This is a genomic window from Polaromonas sp. P3_C2, assembly GCF_056402675.1.
Map to the genome: position 1 here is coordinate 1 of NZ_JBFUGX010000050.1, position 11,546 is coordinate 11,546.

The 11,546-nt window shown below is 60.8% G+C and carries 11 protein-coding genes; all 11 read left to right on the plus strand.

The genetic code is table 11. The features are described 5' to 3' along the window. Window positions 1–777: molybdopterin-dependent oxidoreductase (locus AC1DWI_RS03975; RefSeq protein WP_477724410.1), on the plus strand; the 777-nt coding region annotated here is incomplete at its 5' end. Then, window positions 764–1,951, plus strand: a complete 1,188-nt coding sequence (locus AC1DWI_RS03980; protein ID WP_477669339.1) for a c-type cytochrome — start codon at window positions 764–766, stop codon at window positions 1,949–1,951. The genes AC1DWI_RS03975 and AC1DWI_RS03980, both read left to right, overlap by 14 nt. A gap of 148 nt (window positions 1,952–2,099) precedes the next feature. Beyond that, on the plus strand, window positions 2,100–2,567 hold the full coding sequence (gene soxY / locus AC1DWI_RS03985; protein ID WP_477669340.1) for a thiosulfate oxidation carrier protein SoxY: 468 nt from the start codon (window positions 2,100–2,102) through the stop codon (window positions 2,565–2,567). A 50-nt stretch (window positions 2,568–2,617) separates the two neighbouring features. Then, window positions 2,618–2,929, plus strand: coding sequence for a thiosulfate oxidation carrier complex protein SoxZ (gene soxZ, locus AC1DWI_RS03990; RefSeq protein WP_457280652.1), 312 nt, complete (start codon window positions 2,618–2,620; stop codon window positions 2,927–2,929). Window positions 2,930–2,991: 62 nt separating this feature from the next. Then, window positions 2,992–3,798, plus strand: a complete 807-nt coding sequence (gene soxA / locus AC1DWI_RS03995; protein WP_477669341.1) for a sulfur oxidation c-type cytochrome SoxA — start codon at window positions 2,992–2,994, stop codon at window positions 3,796–3,798. Window positions 3,799–3,816: 18 nt separating this feature from the next. Then, window positions 3,817–4,476: a sulfur oxidation c-type cytochrome SoxX gene (gene soxX / locus AC1DWI_RS04000; protein ID WP_477724411.1), complete on the plus strand. Its 660-nt coding sequence runs from the start codon at window positions 3,817–3,819 to the stop codon at window positions 4,474–4,476. 106 nt (window positions 4,477–4,582) lie between these two features. Next, entirely contained in the window at window positions 4,583–6,301 is a 1,719-nt protein-coding gene (gene soxB / locus AC1DWI_RS04005) for a thiosulfohydrolase SoxB (RefSeq protein WP_477724412.1), read from the plus strand. Window positions 6,302–6,577: 276 nt separating this feature from the next. Next, window positions 6,578–9,466, plus strand: a complete 2,889-nt coding sequence (locus AC1DWI_RS04010) for a 2-oxoglutarate dehydrogenase E1 component (RefSeq protein ID WP_477724413.1) — start codon at window positions 6,578–6,580, stop codon at window positions 9,464–9,466. Window positions 9,467–9,523: 57 nt separating this feature from the next. After that, window positions 9,524–10,792 (plus strand): 2-oxoglutarate dehydrogenase complex dihydrolipoyllysine-residue succinyltransferase, encoded by a 1,269-nt coding sequence (gene odhB, locus AC1DWI_RS04015; RefSeq protein WP_477724414.1) that lies wholly within the window; start codon window positions 9,524–9,526, stop codon window positions 10,790–10,792. Between the two features lie 8 nt (window positions 10,793–10,800). Then, entirely contained in the window at window positions 10,801–11,274 is a 474-nt protein-coding gene (locus tag AC1DWI_RS04020; RefSeq protein WP_477669345.1) for a hypothetical protein, read from the plus strand. Window positions 11,275–11,280: 6 nt separating this feature from the next. Beyond that, window positions 11,281–11,546: FAD-dependent oxidoreductase (locus tag AC1DWI_RS04025; RefSeq protein WP_477724415.1), on the plus strand; the 266-nt coding region annotated here is incomplete at its 3' end.

Consider the following 11,546-nt stretch of genomic DNA (forward strand, 5'->3'; position numbering starts at 1 on the left):
GTGCCAACGGTGCAGTACACCCACGGCATGCTGAGCTGCAGCGAATTCACCGGCGTGCCCTTGCGCACCCTGCTGGAGCTGTGCGGTGCCGACCTCAAGCGCGCCAAATTCATTCTGGCCGAGGGGGCCGACGGCTCAGGCATGACCCGCACCATCCCCATGAGCCTGGTGATGAGCGGTGAGGTGCTGGTGGCCTATGGCCAGAACGGCGAAATGCTGCGCCCTGAAAACGGCTACCCGTTGCGGCTTATCGTGCCGGGCGTGCAGGGCGTGAGCTGGATCAAATACCTGCGGCGCATCGAGGTGGGCGACATGCCTTATGGCACCAAGGATGAGACGATCCATTACGTCGACCTGCAGCCCAGCGGCCTGCACCGGCAATACACCAGCATCCAGGAAGTCAAAAGCGTGGTGACCTCGCCCAGCGGCGGGCAGGTACTGCTGCAAAAGGGCTTTCACAACGTCACGGGGCTGGCCTGGAGCGGCCGGGGCAAGATCAAACGTGTGGACGTTTCCGTGGACGGTGGGCGCAACTGGGCGCCGGCGCGCCTGGAGGGGCCGGTGTTGGCCAAATGCCTGACGCGTTTTAATGCCGATTTTGTGTGGGACGGCAAACCCGCCATTTTCCAGAGCCGCGCTGTTGACGAGACCGGCCAGATCCAGCCGACGTACAACGAACTGCGCAAAGTGCGAGCGTCCCGCAGCATTTATCACAACAACGCCATCCAGTCGTGGTCGCTGGAAGAAAACGGCGAGGTGAAAAATGTCCAGATCTAAGGCTTTGTCCGTTTCTCATGGCGTCCGCGTTGCGATGGGCTCGCTGCTGCTGGCGGGTGTTACCCAATGGGCTGCGGCTGCTGATAAACCGGTGATTCTCTCCAGCATCGGCCGCACGGCGACACCGGCGGAAGTCAAAGCCTGGGACATTGACGTGCGGCCCGACTTCAAGGGCCTGCCCAAAGGGCAGGGCTCGGTACGGCAGGGTGAAGTGATCTGGGAGGCGCAATGTGCGTCCTGCCACGGCAGTTTTGCCGAGTCGTCCGAAGTGTTCACGCCGATTGCCGGCGGCGTCACGGCTGAAGACATCAAGAATGGCCGCGTGGATGGTCTGATGCCTGGCTCCAACCAGCCGAACCGCACCACATTGATGAAAGTCTCCACGCTGTCGACGCTCTGGGACTACATCAACCGCGCCATGCCGTGGAATGCCCCCAAAACATTGACGGCCGACGAGGTTTATGCCGTCACTGCCTACATCCTGAACCTGGGCAATATCCTGCCCGACAACTTCACCTTGTCGGACGCCAATATCCGCGAGGTACAGGCCCGTTTGCCCAACCGCAACGGCATGACGACGTCGCACGCGATGTGGCCGGGCAAGGAGCTGGGCGGCACGGCGCGCCCCGATGTCCAGGGCTCGGCCTGCATGAAAAATTGCGCCGGCGAGGTGGTGGTCAAAAGCTTTTTGCCAGACTATGCACGCAACGCCCATGGCAACCTGGCCGAGCAGTCGCGACTGGTGGGTGCCAGCCGGGGTGTGGACACCACCCGGCCGCCCATGGCCGGAATATTTGAATCAAATACGGCCCCAAACCAGACAGGACGTGCGCAAGCAGCTCCTGAAAAGATAGCAAACTCCACGCCGGTTGTTGCTGTGCAGCTGCCAGCTGTCGTTAAAACCGCCGCGCCCGGCGTTGCGTCCGTCATGCCGTTGCTGCAAAAAAATACCTGCACCGCCTGCCATGGCATGGACAGCAAGATGGTGGGGCCATCCTTCAAGGATATAGCCAACAAATATAAAGACCGCGCCGACGCGACGGTTTACCTCTCGGGCAAAATCAAGGCCGGAGGGCAGGGTGTCTGGGGCGCAATCCCCATGCCGCCGCAGGCACTGAGTGCGGCGGAGTCGGCGCAGATTTCCCAATGGCTGGCTCAAGGCGCGTCAAAATGAGGCACATGGAAATTGACGATGTCGAGACAGCCGGCTTTAACTTTTTCACAGCGTGGTCGGGATAAGTACCGTTCCACGGCTTGACGTTTTTGTGTCCAATCGTTGTTAGTTTTTCAGACATTCAAGTTATATAAAAAAGGAGTTCACCATGGAACGTCGTGATTTTCTGGCCAGCAGTTCTGGCGCCACTGCGCTGGTGCTGGTAGCGGCCACCGGGCTGAACCCGGCCCACGCGCAAAACGCGCCAGGCTGGAACAAAGCCGCTTTTGACAGCAAGTCCCTGGCAGATGCCGCCAAGGCCATGGGCGCGACCAGCGCTCCGGTTGAAAGCAAGGACCTGCTGCTGCAGGCGCCCGAAATTGCCGAGAACGGCAATGTGGTGCGTGTCGGCGCGCAAAGCAACATTGCCAACACCACCCAAATTGCGCTCGTTGTCGAAAAGAACCCCAGCGCGCTGGCTGCCGTGTTCGAGATTCCCGCCGGCACCGACGCCAACGTCTCGACCAACATCAAGATGGGCCAGTCATCCAATGTTTATGCACTGGCCAAGGCCGGTGACAAGTACTTTTATGCGGTCAAGGAAGTGAAGGTGACTTTGGGCGGTTGCGGCGGTTAAGCCGTCCCGACTTCGACAACCACCACAACCCTTGAAATCAGGAGAAAAAAATGTCAGAACCGATGCGAATCCGGGCACAGGCCCAAGGCGATAAAACCACCGTGCGCGTGCTGGTGAGCCACGAAATGGAAAGCGGCCAGCGCAAGGATGCGGCCGGCAAGACCGTCCCGGCCTGGTTTATCCAGAACATCAGCGCCACCTGGAACGGCAAGACCGTGATGAGCGCGCAGTGGGGCACGGCCGTTTCCAAGAACCCTTTTGTGCAGTTCAGCTTCAAAGGTGGCAAGGCTGGCGACAAGATCGCGGTCAGCTGGGTCGACAACCACGGCGACAAGCGTACCGACGAAGCCGTCATTGCCTGAATCCCGACGGTTTCCCGCCGCGCCCCCTTTGCTGCCCCACAACGATATTTGAGGAGTCCACGATGAAGTTGAGCCTGTTTGGGCTGGCGGCCCTGGCCGCCACGGCCATCTTGTCATTGCCTGCTGCGGCGCAGAAGAGCACCGCTGAAGGTATTGCCGAATACCGCGCCATGCTGGCCGACGGCAACCCGGCCGAGCTGTACGAAGCCCGTGGCGAGGCACTCTGGAAACAGGCGCGCGGCCCCAAAAATGCCTCGCTTGAAAAATGCGACCTGGGCAAGGGCCCGGGCGTGGTGAAAGGTGCTTTCGTCGAGCTGCCGCGCTTCTTTGCCGACACCCAGCGGGTGCAGGACATGGAGTCGCGCCTGCTGACCTGCATGGAGCAATTGCAGGGTTTTAATGCCGCCGAGATCGCCAAAACTCCTTTCGGTGCGGGTGAGCAGAAGTCCATCGAGTCGCTGGTGGCCTATATCTCGGGTGAATCGCGCGACATGACCTTCAAGGTGCCGCAGTCGCACGCCAAGGAAAAGCTGATGTACGAGGTCGGCAAGAAGGTGTTTTACCTGCGCGGCGGACCTTACGACTTTTCCTGTGCATCCTGCCATGGTGAAGACAACAAGCGTGTCCGCCTGCAGGATTTGCCCAACCTCACCAAACAGCCCGGCGCCGGCAACGGTTTTGGCGCCTGGCCGGCCTACCGGGTCTCAAGCGGGGATCTGTGGAGCATGCAGCGCCGCCTGAATGACTGTTATCGCCAGCAGCGTTTCCCTTTCCCGGGCTACGCCTCCGACGCCACCATCGCCCTGGGCGTGTTCATGGGCGTCAACAGCAAGGGCGGTGCTTCCATTGCGCCGGCCCTCAAACGCTAATCAGGCAGGAGAGAACTGATGAACACGATTTACACCAAAGCCGCCCTGTCTTCCGCCTGCCTGGCATTGACCGCCTTTTTCCTGTCCAGTTGCGCCATTGCGCCCACGGCGCAGGAGGTAGACGAAGCCACCCAGCAGGTGCTGAAAAGCTCCTTCCGTGAGCAGGGCATCGCGAAGATGGACCGCCTGACGCTGGACGCTTCCAACCAGGCCTGCTCGGAAGCCGCCGGCAAGCCGCTGGAGGAAAAAGCAGCCAAAGCCATTGAAGAAGCCAACCTCAAAACCGTGAAACTGCCTTCCGATGGCAAGTACCTCGGTAGCTGGAGTGAAGGCGAAAAAATTGCGCAGAACGGCCGCGGCCTGACCTGGAGCGACAAGCCCGGCGAAGCCAATGGCRGCAGCTGTTACAACTGCCACCAGATCAGCAAGGCCGAGCTGTCTTTCGGCTCCATCGGCCCCAGCCTTTACAACTACGGCAAGCTGCGCGGTGTAAGCAATCCGGCGTCACCCGAGAGCAAACCCATCGTGGAGTACACCTGGGGCAAGCTGTGGAACGCCAAAGCCTACAACGCGTGTTCCGACATGCCGAGGTTCGGCCATGCCGCCATCCTGAACGAGCAGCAGATTCGTGACGTGATGGCGCTGCTGCTGGATCCGAATTCGCCTGTCAACAAGTGATTTGAGTGTTTTGTGCCGCCAGGCCAATAGTGACGAGCGCAAGCAGCTCCTGAATTGATAGCAATCTGATGCTTTGCCTGGGTAACCGGGCAGGATGACCAACGCCATGAACCTGTCCCGCCGAGAGTTTGCAAGTGTCATGGCCGCTGCGCTGGCCGCCGGTTTTCCCCTCCAGCGTGAGGCCGGCGCCGCCCAGGCTGCGGGCCTGTACGAGCTGCCGCGCACCGGCAATGTGCATCTGCTGCACATGACCGATTGCCATGCCCAGCTGCTGCCGATCTATTTCCGCGAACCCTCCGTCAATCTGGGTGTGGGGGCGATGCGCGGGCAGGCGCCGCACCTGGTGGGCGAACATCTGCTCAAGGCCGCCAGCCTGAAGTCGGGTACGCCCGAGGCGCATGCGTTGACCTTCCTGAACTTTGAGCGGGCCGCGCGCCAGTACGGCAAGGTGGGCGGCTTTGCACATCTTGCAACGCTGGTAAAGCAACTGAAGGCTGGCCGGCCGGGTGCCTTACTGCTCGACGGCGGTGACACCTGGCAGGGCAGCGCCACGGCGCTCTGGACACAGGGCCAGGACATGGTGGATGCAGCCAGGCTGCTGGGCGTGGATGTGATGACGGGCCATTGGGACTTCACCTATGGCGAAGAGCGCATCAAAAAAATCGTCGAGCAGGACTTTGCCGGCAAGATTGACTTTATCGCGCAAAACGTCAAAACCAGCGACTTCGGCGACCCGGTGTTCAAGCCCTACGTCATCAAGGAAATGAATGGCGTGCCTGTTGCCATCGTCGGCCAGGCTTTTCCCTACACACCGATCGCCAATCCTGGCTGGCTCACGCCGAACTGGACTTTCGGCATCCGCGAAAGCGAGATGCAGGAAACGGTGAATGAGGCGCGTGCCAAAGGAGCGCAAGCCGTGGTGCTGCTCAGCCACAACGGCATGGATGTGGACCTCAAGATGGCCTCGCGTGTCACGGGGATCGACGTGATTCTGGGCGGCCACACCCATGACGGCGTGCCGGTGCCTGTCATCGTCAAAAACCCCGGCGGGCAGACCATCGTGACCAACGCTGGCAGCAACGGCAAGTTTTTGGGCGTGCTGGACCTCAACGTCAAGGACGGCAAGGTGGCCGGTTTCAACTACCGGCTGCTGCCGGTGTTTGCCAATCTGTTGCCGGCCGATGCGGCCATGAATACGCTGATCGACAAGGTGAGGGCGCCTTACACCGCCAAATTGGGTGAAAAACTGGCTGTGACGGAAGGCACGCTGTACCGCCGCGGCAACTTCAACGGCAGCTTTGACCAGCTGATCCTGGACGCCCTGATGAATGTGCGTGGCGCCGAGATCGCGTTTTCGCCCGGATTCCGCTGGGGAACCTCTCTGCTGCCCGGCCAGGCCATTACGCGCGAGCACGTGATGGACCAGACTGCGATCAYGTATCCCTGGACCACGCTGACGGACATGCGCGGCGACATGATCAAGACCATCCTGGAGGACGTGGGCGACAACCTGTTCAACCCCGACCCGTATTATCAGCAGGGCGGCGACATGGTGCGTGTGGGCGGTTTGACCTACACCTGCGAGCCCGGCGCCAAAATGGGTGAGCGCATCCAGGACATGCGTCTGGGCGGCAAGCCCATCGAAGCCGGCAAGACTTACAAGGTGGCCGGCTGGGCGCCGGTGGCCGAGGCCAGCAAAAATGCCGGTCCCCCGGTCTGGGAGGTGGTGGAAAGCTATCTGAAGGCCAAAAAGGTCATTCAACCTGTCAAACCCAACACTCCGCGGCTTGTGGGTGTGACCGGCAATCCGGGCCTTGCCGTCTGACTTTCAGCCCCCAAATGCAGCAGTAGCTTCGAAGCATGTGAGAGCATGTAAGAGGTATGTGGGAGCGTTGGGCGTGCGTAGAAGCCATGGCCTTTTCGGGTATGGTCATGAGCACCGTCTTTCCGCTGTCACAGTTCGGTGGCACAATCTGGGTTGTTTCTGAAGGCCCTTCCTGCCACAGTCGCATCCGCTAATCGGTCCAGCCGTGTTGCGGAAGGTTAATTAACCAGCTTTAACCAGCTAATGTTTCCCCAAGGGAAACGGAGGTCAGCGGATATGAGTTCCATCCCGACGGCATCGTCCGTCTATTCAGCCTATCAAGGCAACACCTATCTCTTCGGCGGCAACGCGCCCTATGTCGAAGAGATGTACGAAAACTACCTTGCCAACCCCGGCAGCGTGCCCGACAACTGGCGCGAGTATTTCGACGCACTCCAGCACGTTCCCGCCGTCGACGGCAGCAATGCCAAGGACGTTCCGCATCTGCCGGTCGTCAACGCCTTTGCCGAGCGCGCCAAGCAGGGCCAGACCAAAGTTGTGGTCGCCAGCGGCGCCGACTCCGAAATGGGCCGCAAGCGCACGGCCGTCCAGCAACTGATCGCCGCCTACCGCAACGTCGGCGCACGCTGGGCCGACCTGGATCCACTCAAGCGTGCCGAACGCGACAAGATTCCCGAACTGGAGCCGTCTTTCTACGGTTTCAGCGACGCCGACCAGGAAACCGTGTTCAACACCAGCAACACGTTCTTCGGCAAAGACACCATGAGCCTGCGCGAGCTCATGAACGCGCTGCGCGAAACCTACTGCGGCACGATTGGCGCCGAGTACATGTACGCGACCGACCAGAACCACAAGCGCTGGTGGCAGCAAAAGCTCGAATCGATTCGCAGCAAACCCAATTTCACCAAGGAAAAGAAGCTCCACATCCTGGACCGGCTGACCGCAGCCGAAGGCCTGGAGCGTTTCCTGCACACCAAGTACGTCGGCCAGAAGCGCTTTTCGCTGGAAGGCGGCGAAAGCTTCATCGCCTGCATGGACGAGCTGATCCAGCAGGGCGGTATCAAGGGCGTGCAGGAAATAGTGATCGGCATGGCCCACCGCGGCCGCCTGAATGTGCTGGTCAATTCCCTGGGCAAAGTCCCCGCCGACCTGTTCGCCGAGTTCGACCACACCGCGCCTGAAGACCTGCCAAGCGGTGACGTCAAATACCACCAGGGCTTCAGCTCCGACGTGACCACCCCTGGCGGCCCGGTCCACCTGACTTTGGCTTTCAATCCCTCTCACCTGGAAATCGTCAATCCCGTGGTTGAAGGTTCGGTACGCGCCCGCATGGACCGTCGCGCCGATCCCAAAGGCCTGCAGGTACTGCCGGTGCTGGTGCACGGTGATGCCGCTTTTGCAGGGCAGGGCGTTGTGATGGAAACGCTGGCGCTGGCCGAAACCCGCGGTTATTTCACCGGCGGAACGGTCCACATCGTGATCAACAACCAGATCGGTTTCACCACCAGCGACCCGCGCGACAGCCGCTCGACGCTGTACTGCTCCGACGTCGTCAAGATGATTGAAGCGCCGGTGCTGCACGTCAATGGCGACGACCCGGAAGCCGTGGTGCTGGCTACCCAGCTGGCCCTCGAGTTCCGCATGGAGTTCCAGAAGGATGTCGTGGTCGACATCATCTGCTTCCGCAAGCTGGGTCACAACGAACAGGACACGCCTGCGCTGACCCAGCCGCTGATGTACAAGAAGATTGCACAGCACCCCGGCACCCGCCGCCTGTACGCCGACAAACTGACGGCACAGGGCATGGGCGACACCCTGGGCGACGACATGGTCAAGGCCACGCGCGCCGCGCTGGATGCCGGCAAGAGCACCTTTGATCCGGTTCTCACCAACTTCAAGAGCAAGTATGCGGTTGACTGGGTGCCTTACCTGGGCAAGAAGTGGACCGATGCCGGTGACACCGCGATCCCGATGGCCGAGTGGAAGCGCCTGGCCGACAAGATCACGGCCATTCCCGCGACCGTGACGCCGCATCAGCTGGTCAAGAAGGTGTATGACGACCGCGCAGCCATGGGCCGCGGCGACGTCCCTGTGGACTGGGGCATGGGCGAGCACATGGCGTTTGCCTCACTGGTGGCAAGTGGCTACCCGGTGCGCCTGTCGGGCGAAGATTGCGGACGCGGCACGTTCACGCACCGCCATGCCGTCATTCACGACCAGAATCGCGAAAAGTTCGACACCGGCACCTATGTGCCGCTGCAGAACGTGGCCGACAACCAGGCTCCGTTCGTTGTCATCGACTCCATCCTGTCGGAAGAGGCCGTTCTGGCGTTTGAATACGGCTATGCCTCGAACGATCCGAACACGCTGGTGATCTGGGAAGCCCAGTTCGGCGACTTCGCCAATGGCGCGCAGGTCGTGATCGACCAGTTCATCGCTTCCGGTGAAGTGAAGTGGGGCCGTGTCAACGGTATCACGCTGATGCTGCCGCACGGCTATGAAGGCCAGGGCCCGGAGCACAGTTCGGCACGCCTGGAACGTTTCATGCAACTGTCGGCGGACACCAACATGCAGGTGGTGCAACCGACGACCGCCAGCCAGATCTTCCACGTGTTGCGCCGCCAGATGGTGCGCAACCTGCGCAAGCCGCTGGTCATCATGACGCCCAAGTCGCTGCTGYGGAACAAGGACGCCACCTCGCCGCTGTCCGAATTCACCAAGGGTGGGTTCCAGACCATCATCCCCGAGACCAAGGATGACATCAACAAGAAGGCAGACAAGGTCAAGCGCATCATCGCGTGCTCGGGCAAGGTGTATTACGACCTGGCCAAGAAACGTGAAGAAAAGGGCATTGACGATACGGCCATTATTCGTGTTGAGCAGCTTTATCCGTTCCCGCACAAGGCTTTTGCGGCCGAGCTGAAAAAGTACCCGAACGYCACCGACATCGTGTGGTGCCAGGACGAGCCACAAAATCAGGGTSCCTGGTTCTTTGTGCAGCACTACATCCACGAGAACATGTTCGAAGGTCAAAAACTGGGCTATTCCGGCCGTGCTGCTTCGGCATCACCGGCTGTGGGTTATTCGCACCTGCACCAGGAGCAGCAAAAGGCGCTGGTGGACGGCGCGTTTGCCAAGCTCAAGGGCTTTGTGCTGACCAAATAAGGTCGCCCCTCCCCGAACCAAGAACACGAACACAAGAACGAACCCGAAAGAATCAACATGGCTATCGTAGAAGTCAAAGTCCCCCAGTTGTCCGAGTCCGTGGCCGAGGCCACCATGCTGCAGTGGAAGAAAAAAGTCGGTGATGCAATCGCTGTGGATGAAATCCTGATTGAGATCGAAACCGACAAGGTGGTGCTGGAAGTGCCGGCGCCTTCCGCCGGCGTGCTGACCGAGCTGGTCGTCGCGGACGGCGGCACGGTGGTGTCAGATCAGGTGATTGCCCGGATCGACACCGAAGGCAAAGCGGGTGCCGCTGCTCCTGCAGCCGCCCCGGCGGCCGCCGCTGCAGCACCTGCCGCTGCTGTGGCCTCCGCACCTGCTCCCGCAGCCGGTGGTTCCATGGCTGGCGTTCCCATGCCCGCTGCAGCCAAGTTGATGGCCGACAATAACCTGGCTGCCGGCTCGGTGCCCGGGACTGGCAAGGATGGTCGCGTCACCAAGGGCGATGTCCTCGGTGCGGCTGCTGGCGGTGCCAAGCCGGCCGCTGCTGTTGCCATTCCCACAGGCGTGCCTACTGCGGCCTTGCCGCAGGTTGCTGCTTCCGCCAAACCTTCCGATCTGGGTGACCGCCCTGAGCAGCGCGTGCCCATGAGCCGCCTGCGCGCGCGTATCGCCGAGCGCCTGCTGCAATCGCAGGCCACCAACGCCATCCTGACCACGTTCAATGAAGTGAACATGGCGCCTGTGATGGAAATGCGCAAGCRTTTCCAGGAAAAGTTTGAAAAAGAACACGGCGTGAAGATCGGCTTCATGAGCTTCTTCGTCAAGGCCGCTGTGCATGCGCTGAAGAAGTACCCTGTACTCAACGCATCGGTTGACGGCAATGACATCGTTTACCACGGCTACTTCGATATCGGCATCGCCGTCGGTTCCCCGCGCGGCCTGGTGGTGCCCATTCTGCGCAATGCAGACCAGATGAGCTTTGCCGACATCGAGAAGAAGATTGCCGAATACGGTGCCAAGGCACGCGACGGCAAGCTGGGCATTGAAGAAATGTCCGGCGGTACTTTCTCGATCTCCAATGGCGGTGTTTTCGGCTCCATGTTGTCCACGCCCATCATCAACCCGCCGCAGTCGGCGATCCTGGGCGTGCATGCGACCAAGGACCGCGCCGTGGTCGAAAACGGCCAGATCGTGGTCCGTCCGATGAACTACCTGGCAATGAGCTATGACCACCGCATCGTCGACGGTCGTGAAGCTGTGCTGGGCCTGGTGGCGATGAAAGAAGCGCTGGAAGATCCTGCACGCCTGTTGTTCGACATCTAAGGCTGTCGATGCGCCGCCTCGTCGCCTGCCTGGCCTGCACGTTGAGTGTGGGCCTGGCTGCGGCTGCTGCGTCGGCTGGCGACAACTGGAGCGGTTACTACGGGCTGCAATGGGTCAGCGTTTCGCAGGCGGGGTCCCGGCTGGTACTGGCGAAGGCGCCGGATGCTGATCCGGGGAAGCTGGTTGAAAAATACCAGATGGACCTGGCGCGATGGACCATTGCCGATGTGCGGACCCCTACGGAAACCGTATCCCTGCGCCGCTTTCTCGCGGAGGAGTACGAGAGCTTCGGCTGGGCCGCGCTGCATGCCGCCGGCGGGATTGAATGCCTCGATGCCAGGCATCTGTTTGTCTGCAGCACCGCGCCCGGAACGACCGTGAAAATTGGCCGCGAAGGTCCCCAGCAGGAAAGCCTGCAGGCGCGCACCGGTGTATTTGGAATCGTCCTCCACGCGGGGGCGTTTGAACTCAAGAAGGAATAAAGAAATATGTCTAAACAATTCGACGTCATCGTCATCGGTGGCGGCCCCGGCGGTTACATTGCCGCGATTCGCGCTGCCCAACTGGGTTTCAACGTCGCCTGTATCGACGAATGGAAGAACGCCAAAGGCGGCCCGGCCCTGGGCGGYACCTGCACCAACGTCGGCTRCATTCCGTCCAAGGCGTTGCTGCAATCGTCCGAACATTTCGACCATGCCAGCCACCACTTTGCCGATCATGGCATTGAGGTCAAGGGCCTGGGCCTGGATGTCAC

Excerpts from the sequence above, each read along its gene's own strand:
- AC1DWI_RS03980 (WP_477669339.1), top strand. The coding sequence starts at position 764 with ATGTCCAGATCTAAGGCTTTGTCCGTTTCTCATGGCGTCCGCGTTGCG.
- soxA (WP_477669341.1), top strand. The coding sequence starts at position 2,992 with ATGAAGTTGAGCCTGTTTGGGCTGGCGGCCCTGGCCGCCACGGCCATC.
- AC1DWI_RS04020 (WP_477669345.1), top strand. The coding sequence starts at position 10,801 with ATGCGCCGCCTCGTCGCCTGCCTGGCCTGCACGTTGAGTGTGGGCCTG.
- soxZ (WP_457280652.1), top strand. The coding sequence starts at position 2,618 with ATGTCAGAACCGATGCGAATCCGGGCACAGGCCCAAGGCGATAAAACC.
- soxY (WP_477669340.1), top strand. The coding sequence starts at position 2,100 with ATGGAACGTCGTGATTTTCTGGCCAGCAGTTCTGGCGCCACTGCGCTG.